Source organism: uncultured Piscinibacter sp., from assembly GCF_937952055.1.
Classification (GTDB): Bacteria; Pseudomonadota; Gammaproteobacteria; order Burkholderiales; family Burkholderiaceae_C; genus Piscinibacter.
The window spans coordinates 115,339-136,952 of record NZ_CALFYO010000033.1; the positions used below are offsets into that span (position 1 = coordinate 115,339).

General features: G+C 69.6%; 14 protein-coding genes. 10 read left to right on the forward strand and 4 right to left on the reverse strand.

Annotation, left to right across the window (positions count from 1 at the left end; genetic code table 11):
* Window positions 1-62 precede the first annotated feature (62 nt).
* From Q0599_RS24540 to Q0599_RS24575, 8 genes are all read left to right on the forward strand, one after another.
* Complete coding sequence (locus Q0599_RS24540) at window positions 63-1,262, forward strand: substrate-binding domain-containing protein (protein ID WP_298835328.1); 1,200 nt, start codon at window positions 63-65, stop codon at window positions 1,260-1,262.
* An 87-nt stretch (window positions 1,263-1,349) separates the two neighbouring features.
* Window positions 1,350-2,108 (forward strand): ABC transporter ATP-binding protein, encoded by a 759-nt coding sequence (locus tag Q0599_RS24545; RefSeq protein ID WP_298835329.1) that lies wholly within the window; start codon window positions 1,350-1,352, stop codon window positions 2,106-2,108.
* Window positions 2,105-2,842, forward strand: a complete 738-nt coding sequence (locus tag Q0599_RS24550; RefSeq protein ID WP_298835330.1) for an ABC transporter ATP-binding protein — start codon at window positions 2,105-2,107, stop codon at window positions 2,840-2,842. Before Q0599_RS24545 ends, Q0599_RS24550 begins: the two co-directional genes overlap by 4 nt.
* Window positions 2,839-3,861, forward strand: coding sequence for a branched-chain amino acid ABC transporter permease (locus tag Q0599_RS24555; protein WP_298835331.1), 1,023 nt, complete (start codon window positions 2,839-2,841; stop codon window positions 3,859-3,861). The genes Q0599_RS24550 and Q0599_RS24555 overlap by 4 nt, the downstream gene beginning before the upstream one ends.
* A gap of 5 nt (window positions 3,862-3,866) precedes the next feature.
* Window positions 3,867-4,952 carry a branched-chain amino acid ABC transporter permease gene (locus Q0599_RS24560; protein WP_298835332.1) on the forward strand — a complete coding sequence of 362 codons (1,086 nt, stop codon included), beginning with the start codon at window positions 3,867-3,869 and terminating at the stop codon, window positions 4,950-4,952.
* A complete protein-coding gene (locus Q0599_RS24565) occupies window positions 4,949-7,144 on the forward strand; it encodes a 3-hydroxybutyrate oligomer hydrolase family protein (RefSeq protein WP_298835333.1) in 2,196 nt (731 codons plus the stop codon). Before Q0599_RS24560 ends, Q0599_RS24565 begins: the two co-directional genes overlap by 4 nt.
* Before the next feature lie 13 nt (window positions 7,145-7,157).
* The gene (locus Q0599_RS24570) at window positions 7,158-7,994 is read left to right on the forward strand and encodes an alpha/beta hydrolase (protein ID WP_298835334.1); all 837 of its coding nucleotides are present in this window, start codon (window positions 7,158-7,160) and stop codon (window positions 7,992-7,994) included.
* 109 nt (window positions 7,995-8,103) lie between these two features.
* Window positions 8,104-8,298 (forward strand): hypothetical protein, encoded by a 195-nt coding sequence (locus Q0599_RS24575; protein ID WP_298835335.1) that lies wholly within the window; start codon window positions 8,104-8,106, stop codon window positions 8,296-8,298.
* 34 nt (window positions 8,299-8,332) lie between these two features.
* On the opposite strand, the gene Q0599_RS24580 is transcribed toward Q0599_RS24575, so the two are convergent.
* On the reverse strand, window positions 8,333-9,949 hold the full coding sequence (locus Q0599_RS24580; RefSeq protein ID WP_298835336.1) for a PQQ-binding-like beta-propeller repeat protein: 1,617 nt from the start codon (window positions 9,947-9,949) through the stop codon (window positions 8,333-8,335).
* A gap of 522 nt (window positions 9,950-10,471) precedes the next feature.
* Entirely contained in the window at window positions 10,472-11,698 is a 1,227-nt protein-coding gene (locus Q0599_RS24585) for a YncE family protein (RefSeq protein ID WP_298835337.1), read from the reverse strand.
* A 314-nt stretch (window positions 11,699-12,012) separates the two neighbouring features.
* On the opposite strand from Q0599_RS24585, the gene uvrA reads away from it, so the two are divergent.
* Complete coding sequence (uvrA, locus tag Q0599_RS24590; protein ID WP_298835338.1) at window positions 12,013-17,748, forward strand: excinuclease ABC subunit UvrA; 5,736 nt, start codon at window positions 12,013-12,015, stop codon at window positions 17,746-17,748.
* On the opposite strand, the gene Q0599_RS24595 is transcribed toward uvrA, so the two are convergent.
* Window positions 17,705-18,574, reverse strand: coding sequence for a MurR/RpiR family transcriptional regulator (locus Q0599_RS24595; RefSeq protein ID WP_298835339.1), 870 nt, complete (start codon window positions 18,572-18,574; stop codon window positions 17,705-17,707). The genes uvrA and Q0599_RS24595 overlap by 44 nt on opposite strands.
* A gap of 5 nt (window positions 18,575-18,579) precedes the next feature.
* Window positions 18,580-20,025 carry a glucose-6-phosphate dehydrogenase gene (gene zwf, locus Q0599_RS24600; protein WP_298835340.1) on the reverse strand — a complete coding sequence of 482 codons (1,446 nt, stop codon included), beginning with the start codon at window positions 20,023-20,025 and terminating at the stop codon, window positions 18,580-18,582.
* A 264-nt stretch (window positions 20,026-20,289) separates the two neighbouring features.
* Between zwf and Q0599_RS24605 the strand changes: the two genes are divergently transcribed.
* Window positions 20,290-21,588 carry a sugar ABC transporter substrate-binding protein gene (locus Q0599_RS24605; RefSeq protein ID WP_298835502.1) on the forward strand — a complete coding sequence of 433 codons (1,299 nt, stop codon included), beginning with the start codon at window positions 20,290-20,292 and terminating at the stop codon, window positions 21,586-21,588.
* Window positions 21,589-21,614: the final 26 nt, after the last annotated feature.

The window sequence follows — 21,614 nt, forward strand, 5'->3', positions numbered from 1 at the left end:
CTTGCCTCCTCGGTGGGACGGGCCACGAGCCCCTTCCCCAACACGACACGGAGACACACCGCATGCCGCACGCCCGCCGCCGACTCTGGCAAGTCACCCTCGCCGCCGCCGCACTGAGCCTGCCTGCCTTCGCCTTCGCGCAGGCCAAGAGCGAGATCCGCATCGCCCATGTCTACAGCAAGACCGGTCCGCTCGAAGCCTATGGCAAGCAGACCGCCACCGGCTTCATGATGGGCCTGGACTACGCCACTGGCGGCACGATGACCGTGGCGGGCAAGAAGCTCGTCGTCATCGAAAAGGACGACCAGGGCAAGCCCGACGTGGGCAAGAGCCTGCTTGCCGCCGCCTATGGCGACGACAAGGCCGACATTGCCGTGGGCCCGACCTCCAGTGGCGTGGCACTGGCGCTGCTGCCGGTGGCCGAGGAGTACAAGAAGATCCTGCTCGTCGAGCCGGCGGTGGCCGACTCGATCACCGGCGACAAGTGGAACCGCTACGTCTTCCGCACCGGCCGCAACAGCAGCCAGGACGCGATCAGCAACGCCGTCGCGCTCGACAAGGCCGGCACCAGCATCGCCACGCTGGCACAGGACTACGCCTTCGGCCGCGACGGCGTGAAGGCCTTCAAGGACGCGGTGAAGAGCGCGAAGATCGTCCACGAGGAATACCTGCCGACCAACACCACCGACTTCACCGCTGGCGCGCAGCGCCTGATCGACAAGCTGAAGGACCAGCCGGGCCGCAAGGTGATCTTCATCATCTGGGCCGGCGCGGGCAACCCGTTCAAGATCGCCGACCTCGACCTCAAGCGCTACGGCATCGAGATCGCCACCGGCGGCAACATCCTGCCGGCGATGGCCGCGTACAAGAACTTCCCCGGCATGGAAGGCGCCACCTACTACTACTTCGGCATCCCGAAGAACCCGGTCAACGAGTGGCTGGTCGCCAACCACTACAGCCAGTTCAAGAACCCGCCGGACTTCTTCACCGCTGGCGGCATGAGCGCGGCGATCGCGGTGGTCGAGGCGCTGAAGAAGACCGCCGGCGACGCGGGCACCGAGAAGCTCATCAAGACCATGGAGGGTATGAGCTTCGAGACACCCAAGGGCAGGATGACCTTCCGCAAGGAAGACCACCAGGCCATGCAGTCGATGTACCACTTCAAGATCAAGGTGGACCCGGCCTTCGCCTGGGGCGTGCCCGAGCTGGTGCGCGAGATCAAGGCCGAAGAGATGCAGGTGCCCATCCGCAACAAGCGCTGACGCGCTTGCTGCGGCGAACCGCGGGAACACCGCTCTCGCGAGCCGCCTCCGCGAGGGGGCTCCAGTCAGATCGTTGATGGCCGCACCGTGCTGGAAACCAAGGACCTCTCCATCCGCTTCGGCGGCCACGTGGCCGTCGACCGCGTGTCGTGCCGCTTCGAGCCGGGCACGCTGACGGCCATCGTCGGCCCGAACGGCGCGGGCAAGACGACCTACTTCAACCTCATCTCCGGGCAGCTGCGCGCCAGCGCCGGCACGGTGCACCTGGATGGCCGCGACATCACCGCCGACAGCGCCCCGCAGCGCACGCATCGTGGCCTCGGGCGCGCCTTCCAGCTGACGCAACTGTTTCCCAACCTGTCGGTGCTGGAGAACGTGCGGCTGGCCGTGCAGTCGCGCCGGCACGAGGGCCTGAACCTGTGGTCGGTGTGGAGCGACCACCGCGACACGCTGGAGCGCGCCCATCAGCTGGTCGACCGCGTCAAGCTGTCCGACCGGGCCCACGTGCACGCCGCCAGCCTGCCGCACGGCGATCAGCGCAAGCTCGAGGTGGCGATGCTGATGGCGCTGGAGCCGACCGTCTACATGTTCGACGAGCCCACCGCCGGCATGAGCGTCGACGACGTGCCGGTGGTGCTGGACCTGATCCGCGCGCTGAAGGCGCAACGCGACAAGACCATCCTGCTCGTCGAGCACAAGATGGACGTGGTGCGCGAGCTGGCCGACCGCATCATCGTGCTGCACAACGGCCAGCTCGTCGCCGACGGCGAGCCCGAGGCGGTGATCGCCTCGCCCGTCGTTCAAGAAGCCTACCTCGGCACCAGCACGGTGGAGGAGGCTGCATGAGCACCGAGCTGCTGAATCTCACCGGCGTGCACACGCACATCGGCAGCTACCACATCCTGCACGGCGTGGACCTCACCGTGCCAACCGGGCAGGTGACCATGCTGCTCGGCCGCAACGGCGCGGGCAAGACGACCACGCTGCGCACGATCATGGGCCTGTGGCAGGCCTCCGCCGGCACGGTGACGTTCGACGGCCAGCCCATCCACCGCCGCGCCACGCCGGACATCGCGCAGCTCGGCATGGCCTACGTTCCCGAGAGCATGGGCATCTTCGGCGACCTTGCGGTGCGCGAGAACCTGCTGCTGGCCGCGCGCGGCGCCAAGCGGCTGGCGGACATCGACACGCAGCGGCTGGAGTGGATCTTCGGCCTGTTCCCGGCGCTGAAGAAGTTCTGGCTCTATCCGGCCGGCAAGCTCTCCGGCGGGCAGAAGCAGATGCTGGCGATCGCGCGCGCCATCGTCGAGCCGCGCCGGCTGCTGCTCATCGACGAGCCGAGCAAGGGCCTCGCGCCGGCGATCGTCGCCAATCTGATCGCCGCGTTCCGCGAGCTGAAGGCGACGCAGACGACGGTGCTGCTGGTCGAGCAGAACTTCGCCATGGCGCGCGCGCTGGGCGACACGGTGGCGGTGATGGACGACGGCCGCGTGGTACACGCCGGCGCCATGAAGGAACTCGTCGAGGACGACGGCCTGCAGCAGCGTCTGCTCGGACTCTCGCTGGGAGCGCACCAATGAACACCGCCGTCGCCTCCGCACCGGCGAATGCCGCGGTGCCGAAGGCCGCCTTCGACTGGCTGCCTCTGGCCCTCGTGCCGGCACTGGCGCTGCTGGCACTGCCGCTGGTCGGCTCGCCCTCGACCTGGCTGACGCTGACCGTCGCCGGCCTGGCGATGGGCATGATCGTCTTCGTCACCGCTTCCGGCCTGACCCTGGTGTTCGGCCTGATGGACGTGCTGAACTTCGGCCATGGCGTGTTCATCGCGTTCGGCGCCTACGTCGCCACCACGGTATTCGCCGGGATGGCGGACTGGACCTCGGTGGACAGCCTGCTGCGCAACCTGGGTGCCGTGTTCGCGGCGATGCTCGCCGCGATGGCGCTGGCCGGCGCGATCGGCTGGGGCTTCGAGCGTGTGATGGTGCGGCCGGTGTACGGCCAGCACCTCAAGCAGATCCTCATCACCATGGGCGGCATGATCATCGGCGAGGAGCTGATCAAGGTGATCTGGGGCCCGGAGCAGCGCCCGCTGTCGCTGCCCGAGGCGCTGCGCGGCTCGATCCTGATCGGCGACGCGGCGATCGGCAAGTACCGCGTGCTCGCGGTGGTGATCGGCGCCGTGGTGCTCGCGCTGATGCTGTGGGCGCTGAACCGCACCAAGATCGGCCTGCTGGTGCGCGCCGGCGTGCAGGACCGCGAGATGGTCGAGGCGCTGGGCTACCGCATCCGCCGCCTGTTCGTCGGCGTGTTCGTGGTCGGCTCGGCGCTGGCCGGCCTGGGCGGCGTGATGTGGGGGCTGTTCCAGCAGAACGTCATCCCGCAGCTCGGCGCGCAGGTCAACGTGATGATCTTCATCGTCATCATCATCGGCGGCCTGGGCTCGACGCTGGGCTGCTTCGTCGGCGCGCTGCTGGTCGGCCTGCTCGTCAACTACACCGGCTTCGTCGCGCCGGTGTTCACCGCCTTCGCCAGCATCGCGCTGATGGTGGCGGTGCTGCTGTGGCGGCCGCAGGGTCTGTATCCCGTGGCCAACCGGTGAACGCCATGCTGAGCAGACTCCTGTCGCACGACACGCCGCGCAGCCGCTGGCTGGCGCTGATCCTCCTCGCCATCCTGATCGGCCTGGCCGTCACGCCCTTTGTCTTTCCCGGCACCAAGGCGCTCAACGTGGCGGCGAAGATCATCGTCTTCATCGTGCTGGTGGCCAGCTTCGACCTGCTGCTCGGCTACACCGGCATCGTCAGCTTCGCGCACACCATGTTCTTCGGCATCGGCGCCTACGGCATCGCCATCGCCAGCACGCGCATGGGCGAGGGCTGGGCGGCGGTGGCGGCGGGTGTCGGCGCCGCGCTTGCGGTGTCGCTGGGGCTGTCGCTGCTCATCGGACTGGCGTCGCTGCGCGTGAAGGCGATCTTCTTCGCGATGATCACGCTGGCGGTGGCCTCGGCCTTCCTCACGCTGGCCTCGCAGCTGTCGGACTTCACCGGCGGCGAGGACGGGCTGAACTTCAAGGTGCCGGCGGCGCTGCAGCCGGGCACGCAATACCTCGAGGAGCCGCTGCTCGGGGCCTCGATCGACGGCCGTCTGCTCACCTACTATCTGCTGTTCTTCAGCGCGCTGCTGCTCGTGCTGGCGATGCTGCGCATCGTCAACTCGCCCTTCGGCCGCGTGCTGCAGGCGATCCGCGAGAACGACTTCCGCGCCGAGGCGATCGGCTACCGCACGGTGGTGTGGCGCACCATCGCGTCCGTCCTGTCGGCGCTGTTCGCCACGCTCGCCGGCTGCCTGCTCGCGCTGTGGCTGCGCTACCAGGGCCCGGACACCTCGCTGTCCTTCGAGATCATGCTCGACATCCTGCTCATCGTCGTGATCGGCGGCATGGGCACGGTCTATGGCGCGGTGATCGGCTCGGTGCTGTTCGTCATCGCGCAGAACTACCTGCAGGACCTGCTGCGCGTTGGCGCGGGCGTGCTCGAGGGCGTGCCGCTGCTGGCCGCGCTCGTCTCGCCCGACCGCTGGCTGCTCTGGCTGGGTCTGCTGTTCGTGCTCTCGGTCTACCACTTCCCCACCGGCGTGGTGGGGCGACTGCGCGCGCTGCGCGCGCGACCACCAGGAGGAGAGAAGCCATGAAGAAGAATCGCATCCTCATCGCGCCGCTCGCCGCGGCGGCGCTGGCCGCCTGCGGCGGCGGCGGGGACGACGCTGCCACCGGCGACGCGCGCGTCGCCGCGCAGCACGCCGCTGCGCCGGCGCCGGGTGGCGCGCAGGGGCGCGGCCCGCGCAGCCTCTTCAACCACCTGCCCGACTTCGTCGTCGCGGGCAGCGTGCGCACGACCGAGTACGACGGTACGAGCGACGACCTGCTCACCGCCGGCCTGGGCGCGGCCGGACTGGCCGGCGCGCTGCCGCCGTTCGCCAACCCGCTCGCGCCCACCGCGGCCGAGTTGCGCCGTGCCGCCATCTACAACAACTACCGTGCCATCGTCGACATGACGGCGGCCGGCGGCTACGGCACGCTCTACGGCCCGAATGTCGCCGTCGACGGAACCGGCGCCAGCGGCGATGGCCGCATCGCCGGCACCGAGGTGCTGGCCTACAGCCGCGGTGCCGATGGCAGCGCCACGGCACAGAACGTCGTGCTGATGGTGCAGGTGCCGGCACATTTCGATGCGCGCAAGCCCTGCATCGTCACCGCCACCTCCTCGGGCTCGCGGGGTGTCTACGGCGGCATCAGCACCGGCGAGTGGGGCCTCAAGCGCGGCTGCGCGGTGGCCTACACCGACAAGGGCACCGGCGCCGCGCCGCACGACCTGATGAACGACACCGTGCCGCTGATCGACGGCACGCGCGCCACGTCCGCGGCGGCCGGCGACGCGGCGCAGTTCCGCGCGCCGCTCGATGCCGCGCAGCTTGCCGCGTTCAACGCGGCCACGCCGCACCGCTTTGCCTTCAAGCACGCGCATTCGCAGCGCAACCCCGAGAAGGACTGGGGACGCTTCACCCTGCAGGCCATCGAGTTCGCGTACTGGGTGCTCAACGAGCGCCACGGCGTCAAGCTGCCGGAGGGCCGGACGCTGTCCACCATCCACCCGGGGAACACCATCGTCATCGCGTCGAGCGTCAGCAACGGGGGCCACGCGGCGCTGGCTGCGGCGGAGCAGGACCGTGACCGCCTCATCGACGGCGTGGCGGTGTCCGAGCCCTCGGTGGAACTGCCTCCCGATGCCGGCGTCGCGGTGGTGCGCGGCGGCGCCACGCAGTTCAGCGGCAAGGTGCTGCTCGACTACACCACCCAGGCCAACCTGCTGCAGAGCTGCGCGGCGCTGTCGCCGCAGGTGGCCGACGCGCCGGGCAAGGCCTTCGTGGTGGCGGCTTTCGCGGCCAACCGCTGCGCCTCGCTGAAGGCCAAGGGCGTGCTGGGCGCAGACACGCTCACGGCACAGGCCGACGAGGCGCTGGCCAGGCTGGCCGACTACGGCTGGGAGCCCGAGTCGGCGGTGCTGCACGCCTCGCTCGCCGCCTTCGAAGTGGCCAGCGCCGTCAGCGTGACCTACGCCAATGCGCTGTCGCGTTCCAGCGTGGCCGACGCCCTGTGCGGCTACAGCTTCGCGGCTGCACCGGCGCCGAGCTTCACGGTCGCGCCGCTGGACGCGCCCTCGCTCGCTGCCATGGCCGCCACCGGCAACGGCGTGCCGCCGTCGTCGAACGTGCAGCTGGTGAACAACGCCGGAGCCTTCGCGGTGCTGCGCGACCTGGTCTCCTTCTCGCCGTCGACGCTCACGCAGGACCTCAACCTCGACGGCGCGCTGTGCCTGCGCGGCCTGCTCACCGGCAGCGATGCGAAGGCGCTGGCGCTGCAGCAGGGCATCGGCGAAACGCTGCGCAGCGGCAACCTGCAGCGCAAGCCGGCGATCATCGTTCACGGCCGCGCCGACGCGCTGATCCCGGTGAACCACAGCTCGCGGCCCTACACCGCGCTGAACAAGCGCGTCGAAGGCCATCACAGCCGCCTGTCGTACATCGAGGTCACCAACGCTCAGCACTTCGACACCTTCATCGGCCTGCCGACGTTGCTGGGTGGCTACGACACCCGCTACATCCCGCTGCACGTCTACCTGAACCGCGCACTCGACGCGATGTGGGCGCACCTTCGCCACGGCCAGCCGCTGCCGGAGAGCCAGGTGCTGCGCACCGTGCCGCGCGGCGGCACGCCGGGAGCTGCGCCGGCGATCACCGAGGCCAACGTGCCGCCGATCCCGCGCCGTCCGGCGGCGGAAAACGCGATCCGCATGGTCGGGCACACGCTGGTGGTGCCCGACTGAAGGCGAGAACGGCATGAGTTTCACGTCGAACTACCTCCAGTGCGAAGGCCGCGAGCTCCACTACACCGAGTGGGGCGCCGAACATGCCGAGACGGTGATCGCCTGGCACGGCCTGGCGCGCACCGGCCGCGACATGGACGACATTGCGGCACACCTGTCGCACCGCTACCGGGTGATCTGCCCCGACACGATCGGACGCGGCCTCAGTCAATGGAGTCCCCTGCCGGAGCAGGAGTACTGCCTGGCCTTCTACGTGAAGCTCGCCACCGCGCTGGTGGACGCGCTCGGCATCGAGCGCTTCCACTGGCTCGGTACCTCGATGGGGGGAGCGATCGGCACGGTGGCGGCCGCCACCTCGCTGCGCGACCGCGTCCGCCGCCTCGTGCTCAACGACAACGGCCCGCAGCTTGCGGACGCGGCGATCGAGCGCATCCGCAGCTACGCCGGCAGCCCGGCGGCCTTCGCCACGGTGAGCGAACTGGAGCAGTACTTCCGCACCGTCTACAAGCCCTACGGCTGGCTGAGCGACGCGCAGTGGCGGCGCCTGACCGAGACCTCGGTGCGGCGCCTGCCCGACGGCCGTGTCACGCCGCACTACGACCCGGCGATGGTGATGCAGTTCACCCACCACCGCAACGACTACCTGCGCTGGGACGAGTGGGACACGCTGGACATCCCGGTGCTTTGCCTGCGCGGCGAGGACTCCGACCTGCTGCTGCGCGACGCCGCCGAAGCGATGCGCAACCGCGGCCCGCGGGCGGTGGTGGTGGAGATCGCCGGCTGCGGCCATGCACCGGCGCTGAACACGCCGGCGCAGTTCGCGCTGGTGGAGCGGTTTCTGGCGGGCTAGCTGCGACCGCCACAGCATCGGCGCAGACTGTCGATCCGACAGCCTTGCCGGCGTCCGCTGCCCCTCCCACGCCGGCGGCGCCGCGAGCAGTGCACCAGTGACGGCCGCCATGCCCTGGACCCCGATGCGCTATCCCGCCGCGATGCGCCACCTCAGCGAGGCGGCGCGCGAGAAGGCCATCGAGATCGCCAACGCGCTGCTCGACGAGGGCATGGACGAGGGCCTGGCGATCCGCATCGCCATCGCCAGGGCCAAGGACTGGGCGCGCGGCCGCGGGCTGCCGGTGCGCGACAGCGAGGAATGAGGGCGGCGCGCCGCCGCCCTCGTGGGCCGCTGGCTCAGAGCCCGAAGGCGTACACCTTCTTCGGCCCGAAGCCGCTGAAGGTGCCGGTGCCCCAGAACACCATGCCGTCGGCGATCGACGGGCCCGCGTTGCACGGCCCGCCACTGTCGAACGACCACAGCACCGCCCCGGTGCGCGCGTTGAGGGCGTACATCGTGCCGGCGGCAGACATGTTGCAGCCGAACACGACGCCGTCGGTGGCGCTCACGGCCCCCTCGGCGCGACTGCCCAGCGGATCCTTGGTCGTCCACAGTACCTCGCCGGTCCGGCGGTCCAGGGCGGCCCAGCCACCGGCGGTGGTGGTCGTGCCGTCCTTGAGCGTCCACGGCAGCGCTCCGGCTCCGCCGCCGTTGGTCGACGGGCCGCTGTTCGACGCGGCCACGAAGATCCGGTGGCCGTCGGTGGCCGAACCCCACTGCAACCCGCCCGTCACGCCGCCCGGCGTGACCTGGGTCGCCCACGCCAGCGCGCCGGTCTTGTGGTCGAAGGCCCAGAACCGGCCGCTCTTCTGACCGGCGCCGACGAGCCCGCCGCCGAGCCACATCGGGCCCTGCGCGAAGTCGTAGTCCGGTCCCGCGGTGGCCGGATTGGCGTTCGGGCAGTTGTCGTAGACGCCGGGGAAGAACGGTCCCGGCGCGACGACGAAGACGCCGGGCACGTTGAGTCCGCAGGCCACGCTCCAGGTGTCGGAGTCGAGCCCGCGGCTCGCCCAGTTGATTGCCCCGGTGCTCAGGTCGAGCGCGACGATGGAATCGAAGTGGTTTGCGGGCGAACTGCACGACAGCTGGGTACCGCCTGCGCTGATGCAGTCGAGCACCGCTTGAGGGACCATGTAGTTGTTGCCGGTGGCGACGAAGAACTGGTTGCTCTTCAGATCGATCGCGCCGGTGCTGCCCCACACCGCGCCGCCGGAGTAGCCTTCGGGCACCATGTAGCTCTTCCACTTGACCTTGCCGGTGGCCACGTCGAGCGCGCTGACGCTGCCCCGGAACTGCCACTGCCAGTAGAGCTTGGGCACGAACGCCGAGACGAGTTCCTCGTTCGACGCCGTGCCGACGAAGACCGTGCCGTTGGCGACCACCGCGGAGTGGGTGACGAACGACAGCGGCGTATCGTCGATCTGCGTCGTCCAGGCCGGCGCGCCGGTATGCTTGTTCACCGCGAACACCCGCGCCGCCTGCGGATTCGGCTGCCCGAGCGCCGGGCCGAGCAACTTGCCGCTCTGGTTGCCGAGGATCAGCAGATCGCCGGCCACCGCCGGGGTCGCGCGCGCAAAGTCGCCGGTGATGCCGGTGTAGTCGCTGATCGGCTTCTTCCAGGCCACGGCACCGGTGGCCTTGTTCACCTTGTAGAGAAAGCCCGCCGAGTCGGGGAAGTAAAGGAAGTCGCCGTCGACTGCAGGATTGGCGGTCACGTCGCCGTCGGTGGCGAGCGCCCACCTCAGCGTCAAGCCGGCAACCGTTCGCGTCGTGATCGCCGACTCGTCGGCCTGGTAGCGCGAATTGTTCAGGTCACGGCCGGCACTGGGCCAGTCGGCCGCGTACACGGCGGGCGCGGCCAGAAGGGCCAGGGTGAGCGCGCCGAAGCACGCCGAGGTATTTCTCATGGACATACAAAGCCCTCCTCGAGGACGAACAAGGATGTGAAGAACCGCGCGGGGCGCTGCCCCGCCGGCCTCATGCCGTGGTGTACGGGACCGCCGTCGCCGTCAGAGGCGCAGGGGCAGCGCGACGGGCGTCGGCGCCGAGGCGGACCGGGAGCAACACGGTTCACTCGAGGACATGCACCGCAGTAAGGTGATCAGCATGGCCAGCGTCTCCTTTGCTCCTCGGTCAGTGTCAGCCGCGCGGTGTCCGGAACGCCGAGGTCGTTCACGGAAGTCAACGGTGGCCGGGGCCACCTCGCGCCGTGGATCGGCGCGCGCATCGACTTATCAAGTGTTAACTTTGCACATCTGTGCCGCAATGAAGATATACCCGCGGCAGTGCCTGCGGCGCGGCACACGGAGCGGTCGGCTTGGCGCCGGCACCTGCGGTCGGACCCGACGATCGACCGGTCGACGACCTCGACGGGCTTCGCCACGGCGGCGACGCCCAATCCCAGCCCGATGGGGGTCTGAGCGGGCGCCGTGCGGTCAGTGCAGGCGCTTCGCCGCATGGACGTCCCCCTGGTCGCGCTGGAGGTGCTGGCCGGCGGCATCGAGCCGGTCCTGGCCGACCGTCGCGAGCGTGGCCACCCGCTCGGCGGCCAGTCGGCCCTGCTGCTGCAGCGGGCGCAGGTCGTAGACGCCGACGCTGTGCGCCATGAGGTGGTGCACGTACAGCGCCAGGCCGTCGGCAGACAGCGCCAGGCCCTGCGGCGCGAGGCCGGTGTCGATGCGGAACAGCTCGCGGCGGCGGCGCGCGTCGATCACCGCGACCTCACGGCCACGCTCCGGTGCCACGTAGCGGAACAGGCCCCTGGGGTCGAAGGCAATGGAACTGGCCAGGCTGGCGTTGACGTGATCAATGCGGCCGGCGAGCTCCTCGCCGATATCGGCCAGCTCGACGCGGCGCACGATCGACAGCGCAGGCAGGGCGACCTGCAGCAGCTCGCTCCTGCCGGCCCGCTGCGCGGCCGCGGACTCACCGGGCTCGGCTTCGCCGATGGCGCGCGTGACGTAGGCCGAGTCGCCGTCGGCGCTGATCGACACGTGACGCGCGTTCGTGCCGATGGCCAGCGTGCCGGTCGGCGCATAGGTGCTGGTGCTGAAGCGCACCAGCATCCCGTCGGCCTCGAGCACGACGAGGGCGTAGCCGCTGTTCAGCGCGGCCACGCCATGGGGTTGTGAACCGCGCGGCAGCGCGAGTGTGCGGCTGACGGTCAGGGTGGCCGTGTCGATGACGCTCACCGTGTCGTCGGCCTGGTTCGTCACCCAGACCGTGCGGTTGCTCGTCAGCGCCAGCGTGCGCGGGGATTCGCCCACCGGGATCTCGGCGAGGCGCTTGCGCGTGACGGTGTCGAACACCGAGACCGAGTCGGTGTCTGCGTTCACCACCCACAGGCGCGGGTTGGCGCCGCTGCGCGACTCGAAGGCGATCGAGCCGGTGGTACGCGGTGTGCCCGAGAGCGGTGGCACGCGGACGGACTGAAGCGAGGCCAGGCGCGCTTCGACGCCGCTGTCGTCGGTGGCCGTGACGGTCACCGTGTAGAGGCCCGGCCGCGTGTAGATGTGGCTCGCGTGCGGTGACGCGCTCCAGCCTGTCTGCGCCGTGCCGTCGCCGAAATCCCATTGGTAGCGCGGGTTGCGGCCGGCGCCGGTGGCGGCTGCGGTGAAGCCGGTGTGGCTGCCGGCGGCTGCGGGAACCGCGGCGAAGCTCACTGCGAACTGCGTTGCGTCCGCAGGGCCGCCGGTCCGCTCGGAGCTAGGGTCCGGCGGCAGCCTGGCTGCTTCAGTCGGATCGTCTGCTCCGCCGCCTCCGCCCAAGGCTGCCAGCACGATGGCGAGCGCCAAGCAGAGGTGACGCAAGCTCAGGGTGAGCGGCATCGCGGATGGGACGCCGCTTCTTCTCGCGGGCCCCGCATCGGTGGACTTGTTTCAAACAGTGTCCGGCCCGGGCTTGATCTGCGGCAACCCCCGAAGCCCGGGGAGATTGCCGGCATCTCTAGAATGCCTGCCCTTGCCCCTGGAGGCCCATGGACAGCAGCAGCTCGACCGGTGATGGCCGCGGCACGATCCGCATCCGCGGCGCCCGCCAGCACAACCTGAAGAACCTCGACCTCGACATCCGCACCGGCGAGATGACGGTGGTCACCGGACCGAGCGGTTCGGGCAAGTCCAGCCTGGTGTTCGACACGCTGTACGCCGAGGGGCAGCGGCGCTACGTCGAGACCTTCAGCGCCTACGCGCGCCAGTTCCTCGACCGCATGGACCGCCCGGCGGTCGACCGCGTCGATGGCGTGCCGCCCGCGATCGCGATCGACCAGACCAATCCGGTGCGCAGCTCGCGTTCGACGGTCGGCACGATGACCGAGCTGAACGACCACCTGAAGCTGCTGTTCGCGCGCGCCGCCGAACTGTTCGACCGGCAGACCGCGCAGCGGGTGCGCCACGACACGCCGGAGACGATCTACGCCGAGCTGCTGGCGCGCACCAGAGAAGCGGATCCGCGCCTCGTGGTCACCTTTCCCGTCGAACTGCCGGCCGGCACCAGCGCGCAGGACATCGAGCAGTGGCTCGCCGCCAGCGGCTTCACGCGCGTGCAGGCGCAGCGCGAGGTCGCCTCGCCCACCGGGCCGCGCATCCTGCTCGACGTGGTGGCCGACCGCTTCCGCCTGCAGGGCGTCGAGAAGGTCCGTGCCATCGAGGCGATCGAGACGGCGCTCAAGCGCGGCAGCGGGCGCGTCAACGTCTACGCGCTGCGGGAGGAGGGTGAGCCCGACCTGTGGCGCTTCAGCACCGGCCTGCACTGCCCCGACAGCGACATCCGCTACGCCGACCCGCAGCCGGCGCTGTTCAGCTTCAACTCGGCCTACGGCGCCTGCGACACCTGCCGCGGCTTCGGCCGCGTCATCGGCGTGGACTACGGTCTGGTGATTCCCGATCACCGCAAGACGCTGCGCGCCGGCGCCATCAAGCCGATGCAGACGCCGGCCTGGAAAGAGTGCCAGGACGACCTGCTGAAGTACGGCGGCGAGGCCGGCATCCCGCGCGACACGCCGTGGTCCGCGCTCACCGAGGCACAGCGCGACTGGGTGATCAACGGCTCGCCGCACTGGAGCGGCAACTGGAACAAGCAGTGGTACGGCGTGCGGCGCTTCTTCGAGTACCTCGAGTCGAAGGCCTACAAGATGCACATCCGCGTGCTCTTGTCCAAGTACCGCAGTTACACGCCCTGCCATGTCTGCGGCGGTGCCCGGCTGAAGACCGAGGCGCTGCAGTGGCGCCTGGGGTCCAAGGAGGATGCGGATGCGGTGCTGGCGCCGGACCAGCGCTTCCTGCCGCTGGGCGTGCAGTGGTCGCGCACGCAGCTCCAGGACCTGCCCGGCCTGACGGTACACGACCTGATGCTGATCCCGATCGAGCGGCTGCACCGCTTCTTCGATCGCATCTCGCTGCCGAGCTCAATGCTCGACGAGGCGCTCAAGCTGCTGCTCGACGAGATCCGCACGCGGCTGAAGTACCTGTGCGACGTCGGCATCGGCTACCTCACGCTCGACCGCCAGAGCCGCACGCTCTCGGGGGGCGAGGTGCAGCGCATCAACCTGACCACCGCCTTGGGCACCTCGCTGGTCAACACCATGTTCGTGCTCGACGAGCCGAGCATCGGGCTGCACCCACGCGACATGAACCGCATCATCGAGGCGATGCAGCGGCTGCGCGATGCCGGCAACACGCTGGTCGTCGTCGAGCACGATCCGGCCGTGATGGTCTCCGCCGACCGCCTCATCGACATGGGCCCGGGGCCGGGCGAGCGCGGCGGCAGCATCGTGTTCGACGGCACGCCGGAAGCGATCCGCTCGGCCGACACGCTCACCGGCGCCTACCTCGGCGGGCGCAAGCACGTCGGCATGGGCATCAAGCGGCTGGTGTCGGCGTCCACACCCAAGCTGATCGTCGAAGGGGCGCGCGAGCACAACCTGAAGAACGTGACGGTCGAGTTCCCGCTGCAGCATCTCGTCTGCGTGACCGGCGTGTCGGGCTCGGGCAAGAGCACGTTGATGCAGGATGTGCTGTTCCCCGCGCTGCAGCGGCACTTCGGCAAGGCGACGGAGAGCCCCGGCGAGCACGACCGCCTGCTCGGCGCCGACTGGCTGGCCGACGCGGTGTTCGTCGACCAGTCGCCGATCGGCAAGACGGCGCGATCCAACCCGGCCAGCTACGTCGGCGCCTTCGACGAGATCCGCAAGCTGTTCGCGCAGGCGCCGCTGGCGCTGCAGCGCGGCTACGGCGCCGGCATGTTCAGCTTCAACGCCGGCGACGGCCGCTGCCCGACCTGCGGCGGCTCGGGCTTCGAGCATGTGGAGATGCAGTTCCTCTCCGACGTCTACCTGCGCTGCCAGGACTGCGACGGCCGCCGCTACCGCGCCGAGATCCTCGACGTGAGGATCGACCGCCGCGCGCCGGGGGAGGTGATGCGTGACCTGTCGATCGCCGACGTGCTGGAGCTCACCGTCAGCGAGGCGGTGCAGCTGTTCCGCGACGACCGCGAGGTGCTGCGCGTGCTCCAGCCCATCGTCGACGTGGGCCTCGAGTACGTGAAGCTCGGCCAGCCGGTGCCCACGCTGTCCGGCGGCGAGGCGCAGCGCCTCAAACTGGCCGGCTTCCTCGCCGAGGTCCAGGGCGGTCCCGCGCAGGCGGTGGCCAGGAAGGGCACGCTGTACCTGTTCGACGAGCCGACCACCGGCCTGCATTTCGACGACATCGCCAAGCTGATGCGCGCCTTCCGCAAGCTGCTCGAGGCGGGCCACTCGATCGTCCTCATCGAGCACAACCTCGACGTCATCCGCGCCAGCGACTGGCTGATCGACCTCGGACCCGAGGGAGGCGACGCCGGCGGCCTGGTCGTCTGCACCGGCACGCCCGAAGAGGTGAAGCGCCATCCCGCCTCGCACACCGGCAAGGCCCTCGCCGACTACGAGCGCGCCGTCGGCATCGGCGTGCCGGTCGCCCAGGAGGGCCTGCCGCTGCAGAGCCTGCTCAAGCGCTCGCGCGACGAGCGCCGCACGGCGGAGGAAGTGATCCGCATCGTCAATGCGCGCGAGCACAACCTGAAGTCGCTCGATGTCGACATCCCGCGCGGCAGGTTCAGCGTCATCACCGGCGTGTCGGGCTCGGGCAAGAGCACGCTGGCCTTCGACATCCTCTTCAACGAGGGCCAGCGGCGCTACCTCGAGTCGCTCAACGCCTACGCGCGCAGCATCGTGCAGCCTGCGGGCCGGCCCGAGGTCGATGCCGTCTACGGCATCCCGCCGACGGTCGCGATCGAGCAGCGCCTGTCGCGCGGCGGGCGCAAGAGCACGGTGGCCACCACCACCGAGGTCTGGCACTTTCTGCGCCTGCTCTACGTGAAGCTGGGCCTGCAGCACTGCACGCTGGACGGTGCGCCGGTGAAGCCGCAGAGCGCCGAGAGCATCGCGGCCCAGCTGCTGCGGGATCACAAGGGCCAGCACGTCGGCCTGATGGCGCCGCTGGTGGTCAACCGCAAGGGCGTCTACACCGACCTCGCCAAGTGGGCCAAGGCGCGCGGTCACACGCACCTACGCGTCGACGGCGAGTTCGTGCCGGTGGATCCCTGGCCGCGGCTGGACCGCTTCAAGGAGCACACGCTGGAGCTGCCGGTGGGGGACCTGATCGTGTTGCCCGAGAACGAGGCCGAGCTGCGTACGCTGCTCGCCAGGGCGCTGGAGATCGGCAAGGGCGTGATGCACCTGCTCGCGCCGCTGGACGGCCTGAAGGGTGCGATGCTCGCCGGCACGCCGACGTCGCAGATCGGCGCGCTGAAGGTGTTCTCGACCAAGCGAGCCTGCCCGGTCTGCGGCACCAGCTACCCCGAGCTGGACCCGCGCATGTTCAGCTACAACAGCAAGCACGGCTGGTGCACCACCTGCGTCGGCACCGGCCTGGCGCTGACGCGCGAGCAGCGCAAGGCCTACGACGACTCGAGGCGCGACAACGACGACAAGGGCCGCGAGCAGAGCTTCCCGTCCGAGGAGCCCGAGGTCGAAGGCTTGGCCGACGCGCCCTGCCCGGACTGCGCCGGCACCCGATTGAACGCGGCCTCGCGCGGCGTGACCTTCGAAGGGCAGGCGATCACGGCGCTGGCACGAATGAGTGTCTCGGACTGCCGCGTGTGGATCGAAGGGCTGAAGCTGGTGGGCCGCGACGCCGACATCGCGCGCGATGTGGTTGCCGAGATCCGCAGCCGGCTCGAGTTCCTCGAAGAGGTCGGCCTGGGCTACCTGACGCTGGACCGCGCGGCGCCGACGCTCTCCGGCGGCGAGGCGCAGCGCATCCGCCTGGCGGCGCAGCTCGGCAGCAACCTGCAGGGCGTGTGCTACGTGCTCGACGAGCCGACGATCGGCCTGCACCCGCGCGACAACCAGATCCTGCTCGACGCGCTGCACAAGCTGGGCGACAAGGGCAACACGCTGGTGGTCGTCGAGCACGACGAGGACACCATCCGCCGCGCCGACCACATCATCGACATCGGCCCCGGCGCCGGCAAACGCGGCGGACGCCTGGTGGCCGAGGGCGGCACCGCGGCGCTGGCGGCGCATGCCGACTCGGTGACCGGGCGCTTCCTCGCGCACCCGATGCTGCACCCGCTGAATCCGCGGCGCGCGGTGCAGACGAATGGCGAGCAGCTGTTCGTGCGCGGCGCCTCGCTACACAACCTGAAGGGCCTCGACGTGCCGGTCCCTCTGAAGCGTCTCGTCGCGGTGACCGGCGTCAGCGGCTCGGGCAAGTCCACGCTGGCGCGCGACGTGCTGCTGGCCAATCTGCAGTTCGTCAACGTGCGCGGGGCGAAGCCGAACTGGCAGGGCTGCGTGTCGATCGAAGGCTGGCAGCAGATCGACCGCGTGCTGGAAGTCGACCAGACGCCGATCGGCAAGACGCCGCGCTCCTGCCCGGCCACCTACATCGGCTTCTGGGATGTCATCCGCAGGTTGTTCGCCGACACGCTGGAGGCGAAGGCGCGCGGCTACGCGCCGGCGCGATTCAGCTTCAACACCGGCGACGGCCGCTGCCCGGCCTGCGAGGGCCAGGGCATGCGCACCATCGAGATGAGCTTCCTGCCCGACGTGAAGGTGCCCTGCGACGTCTGCCACGGCCAGCGCTTCAATGCCGAGACGCTGGCCGTCACCTGGCGCGGCCGCAACATCGGCGAGGTGCTGACCATGGAGGTCGACGAGGCGGTGGACTTCTTCGCCTCGATGCCGGCGATCAGCCACCCGCTGCAATTGCTGAAGGACGTCGGCCTGGGCTACCTGACGCTGGGCCAGCCCTCGCCGACGCTGTCCGGCGGCGAGGCGCAGCGCATCAAGCTGGTCACCGAGCTGACCAAGGTGCGCGACGACGTCACGCGGCGCGGCAACAAGGCGCCGCACACGCTCTACGTGCTCGACGAGCCGACGGTGGGCCTGCACATGGCCGACGTGGAGAAGCTGATCCGCGTGCTGCACCGGCTGGTCGACGGTGGCCACAGCGTGGTGGTGATCGAGCATGACCTCGACGTGATCGCCGAGGCCGACTGGATCGTCGATCTCGGCCCCGAGGGCGGCGCGCGCGGCGGTGGCGTGGTGGCGTCGTGTCCGCCCGAGGGGCTGGCCAGACTGGCCGCCAGTCACACGGGCGTCGCCCTGCGGCCGGTGCTGGCGCGCGGTCCTACTCCGGCCGCGCGTAGCGTTTCGTCCGCAGGTTCTTCTTGATCTCCTGCAGCATCGGCCGAAGTTCGCCGGGCAGGCGCAGCGCCACGGCGGTGGTGAGGATGTCGATCACCATCAGGTGCAGCAGGCGCGACACCATCGGGCTGTAGCGGTCGTAGTCCTCGGGGTGGTCGACGGCGAGCAGGACCTGCGTCGCGCCGCCCTGGCCCATCTGCGCGAGCGGCGAGCCGCTGGCGGTGATCAGGATGGTGGTGGCGCCCTTGCGCCGCGCGATCTCGGCGACGTCCAGCAGGTCGCGGCTGCGACCCGAGTTGCTGATGATGACGGCACAGTCGCCCGGGCCGAGCATCGTCGCGCTCATCACCTGCACGTGGCCGTCGCTGACCGCCGCGGCGTGGACGCCGAGGCGGAAGAACTTGTGCTGCGCGTCCTGCGCCACGATGCCGGAGTTGCCGACGCCGTAGAACTCGATGCGCTTGCCGGAGCGCCCGGCTTCCGCCAGTGCGGCGATGGCCCGCTCGAAGGCGTGGCTGGCGGCATCGTTGCGGTACTTGAGCAGCGCGCTGACCGCGTTGTCGATGACCTTCACGACGATGTCGCCGGTCTTGTCGTCCTCGTCGACCGCGCGGTGCACGAAGGGCACGCCTTCGTTGACGCTGCCCGCGAGCTTGCGCTTGAAGTCGGCCAGGCCGTCGTAGCCGACGCTGCGGCAGAAGCGCACCACGGTCGGCTTGCTGACATGGGCGCGCTCGGAGAGCTCGGCCACCGGCAGGGTGGCGAACGCGCGCGGGTCGGTGAGCAGCAGCTTGGCGACTCGCTGCTCGGCCGGCGGCAGGGCAGGGATCGACGCCTTGATGCGGTCGAGCATGCCAGTCACTGCTCTTCGGCCCAGGCGAAGCCGTCGCGTGCGACCAGGGCGCTGGCCGCTGCCGGGCCCCAGGTGCCAGCGGCGTAGGGCCGCGGGCCGGTGCTGTCGCGCGACCAGGCACCGAGCACGGGTTCGACCCAGCGCCAGGCCTGTTCCTGCTCGTCGCTGCGCACGAACAGGTTGAGCTTGCCGGCGATGGCGTCGAGCAGCAACCGCTCGTAGGCGCCGACGCGGTTCTCCGCAAAGGCCTTGTCGAAGTCGAGGTCGAGGAACACCGGCGCCAGCGCGTCGCTGGTGCCGGCGCCCTTGGCGGCCATCAGGTGCAGCTCCAGGCCATCCTCCGGCTGCAGCTTGATGACCAGCTTGTTCGGCTGGTTCAGGCCCGGGAAGATGCTGTGCGGCGCGGGGCGGAAGTTGACGACGATCTGCGCGTCGCGCGCCGCCAGCCGCTTGCCGGTGCGCAGGTAGAAGGGCACGCCGGCCCAGCGCCAGTTCTGGATCTCGGTGCGCAGGGCGACGAAGGTCTCGGTGCGGCTGCCCGCCGGCACCTTGATCTCGTCGAGATAGGCCGGCGCGGCCTGGCCGTCGCAGTTGCCGGCGCGGTACTGGCCGCGCACCACGTCGCGTGCCACGCTCTCGTCGGTGAAGGGCTTCAGCGAGCGCAGCACCTTGAGCTTCTCGTCGCGGATCGCGTCGGCGTCGTTGCGGCTGGGCGGCTCCATGGCCACCATGGTGAGCAGCTGCAGCGCGTGGTTCTGGATCATGTCGCGCAGGGCACCGGTGCGGTCGTAGAAGTCGCCGCGCGTGCCCACCCCCAGGCTCTCGGCCAGCGTGATCTGGATGTTGGCGATGCTCTCGCGCCGCCACAGCGGCTCGAACAGGGCGTTGCCGAAGCGCAGCGCCATCAGGTTCTGCACCGCCGGCTTGCCGAGGTAGTGGTCGATGCGCAGCGCCTGGTCCTCGCGGAAGGCGCTGCGCACCACGCGGTTGATCTCCTGCGCGCTGGCCAGGTCGTGGCCGAGCGGCTTCTCCAGCACCACGCGCACGTTCGGCCCGTTCAGCCCGACATTGCCGAGCTGCGCGCAGATCTGCGGGAACAGGTGCGGACTGGTGGCGAGGAACAGCACCACCGTGTCGGCATGCCGCGCATCGACCCATTCCTTCAGCCCGGCGTAGTGCTCGGGCAGCGCCAGGTCCATGCGCCGGTAGTGCAGCAGCTCCGCGAAGCGGGCGAACTCTTCGTCGCTGGGCCGCTTGGCGCTCTCGACCTCGACGAAGCGCTCCTTGATGAAGTGGCGGTAGTCCTCGTCGCTGCGCTCGTCGCGCGCCACCGAGAGGATGCGCCCGCCCTCCGGCAACTTGCCGTGGCGCCAAGCCTGGAACAGGGCGGGCATCAGCTTGCGCCAGGTGAGGTCGCCGGTGCCGCCGAAGAAGACGAGGTCGAAGGACATTTCCGTGCACCGACAGGAGTCGGCGTGTAACTAAGTTTCACTTTCCATGATGCATGAGTTTCTTCCGTCGGTCAAATTCCCACGGCGCGGCGCGGCAGCGACATCTCTTGCAGGGGATGGGGGAAAACACTAGCAAGCAATGCAAATAAGTACAGAGGAGTGCCGATGGAGTATCGATGTCTGCATGGAGCGGCGACTAGATTTCGCAGGCCCCGGCGGTGATCGCCGCCGGCACAGATCAACCAAGGAGACAAGACCATGACCATGAAGGCTTGCGTTTCACTGCTGCTCGGCCTGGGCGCCATGGCGTCCGCCGCCGCCGGCGAGATCGTGGTGGCCACCGTCAACAACGGCCACATGATCGAGATGCAGAAGCTCACCCCCGAGTTCGAGAAGGCCAACCCGGGCATCAAGGTGAAGTGGGTGACGCTGGAAGAGGGCGTGCTGCGCCAGCGCGTCACCACCGACATCGCCACCAAGGGCGGCCAGTTCGACGTGATGACCATCGGCATGTACGAGACGCCGATCTGGGGCAAGAAGGGATGGCTCAACGAGCTGAAGATGGACGCTGCCTACGACGTCGACGACCTGCTGCCGGCGATGCGCAACGGCCTGTCGGTGGAGGGCAAGCTCTACGCCGCGCCCTTCTACGGCGAGAGCTCGATGCTGATGTACCGCAAGGACCTGGCCGGCAAGGCCGGCATCAAGTTCGCCGAGCGCCCGACCTGGAAAGAGGTGCGTGACGCCGCCGCCAAGATGCACGACCCGAAGAGCGGCGTGTACGGCATTTGCCTGCGCGGCAAGCCGGGCTGGGGCGACAACATGGCCTTCCTCACCACCATGGCCAACAGCTTCGGCGCGCAGTGGTTCGACATGAGCTGGAAGCCGCAGCTGGACAGCCAGCCCTGGAAGGATGCCGTGACCTTCTACGTCGACCTGCTGAAGAAGTACGGCCCGCCCGGCTCGAGCGCGAACAGCTTCAACGAGATCCTGGCGCTGTACAACGAGGGCAAGTGCGCGATGTGGATCGACGCCACCATCGCCGCTTCGTTCATCACCGACCCGAAGCAGAGCAAGGTAGCCGACAAGGTGGCCTTCGCGCAGGGCCCCTACCAGGCCACGCAGAAGGGCGCCAACTGGTTGTGGGCCTGGGCGTTGGCGATTCCCGCCGGCACGAAGAACGCCGCCGACGCGCAGAAGTTCATCACCTGGGCGACCTCGAAGGAGTACATCCAGCTGGTCGCGAAGACCAACGGCTGGGGGCATGTGCCGACCGGCACGCGCAAGTCGACCTATGCCAACCCCGAGTTCCTGAAGGCCGCGGTGTTCGCCGAGGCCGAGAAGAAGGCGATCGACAGCGCCAACCCGAACGACAGCACGCTGCCCAAGAGCCCGTACGTGGGCGTGCAGTTCGCGGCCATCCCGGAGTTCCAGGCGATCGGCATCGCCGTGGGCCAGCAGATGAGCGCGGCACTGGCCGGCCGGACCAGCGTGGACGCGGCGCTGAAGGCCGCGCAGCAGGCCGCCGACCGCGAGATGCGCAAGTCGGGCTACTACAAGTGACCCCCCCGTAGCGCCTGCGGCGCTCC

What these genes read in the sequence shown, in the direction of transcription:
- Q0599_RS24540 (WP_298835328.1), top strand. Translation starts at nt 63, where the DNA reads ATGCCGCACGCCCGCCGCCGACTCTGGCAAGTCACCCTCGCCGCCGCC.
- Q0599_RS24550 (WP_298835330.1), top strand. Translation starts at nt 2,105, where the DNA reads ATGAGCACCGAGCTGCTGAATCTCACCGGCGTGCACACGCACATCGGC.
- Q0599_RS24555 (WP_298835331.1), top strand. Translation starts at nt 2,839, where the DNA reads ATGAACACCGCCGTCGCCTCCGCACCGGCGAATGCCGCGGTGCCGAAG.
- Q0599_RS24560 (WP_298835332.1), top strand. Translation starts at nt 3,867, where the DNA reads ATGCTGAGCAGACTCCTGTCGCACGACACGCCGCGCAGCCGCTGGCTG.
- Q0599_RS24565 (WP_298835333.1), top strand. Translation starts at nt 4,949, where the DNA reads ATGAAGAAGAATCGCATCCTCATCGCGCCGCTCGCCGCGGCGGCGCTG.
- Q0599_RS24570 (WP_298835334.1), top strand. Translation starts at nt 7,158, where the DNA reads ATGAGTTTCACGTCGAACTACCTCCAGTGCGAAGGCCGCGAGCTCCAC.
- Q0599_RS24575 (WP_298835335.1), top strand. Translation starts at nt 8,104, where the DNA reads ATGCCCTGGACCCCGATGCGCTATCCCGCCGCGATGCGCCACCTCAGC.
- Q0599_RS24580 (WP_298835336.1), bottom strand. Translation starts at nt 9,949, where the DNA reads ATGTCCATGAGAAATACCTCGGCGTGCTTCGGCGCGCTCACCCTGGCC.
- uvrA (WP_298835338.1), top strand. Translation starts at nt 12,013, where the DNA reads ATGGACAGCAGCAGCTCGACCGGTGATGGCCGCGGCACGATCCGCATC.
- Q0599_RS24595 (WP_298835339.1), bottom strand. Translation starts at nt 18,574, where the DNA reads ATGCTCGACCGCATCAAGGCGTCGATCCCTGCCCTGCCGCCGGCCGAG.
- zwf (WP_298835340.1), bottom strand. Translation starts at nt 20,025, where the DNA reads ATGTCCTTCGACCTCGTCTTCTTCGGCGGCACCGGCGACCTCACCTGG.
- Q0599_RS24605 (WP_298835502.1), top strand. Translation starts at nt 20,290, where the DNA reads ATGAAGGCTTGCGTTTCACTGCTGCTCGGCCTGGGCGCCATGGCGTCC.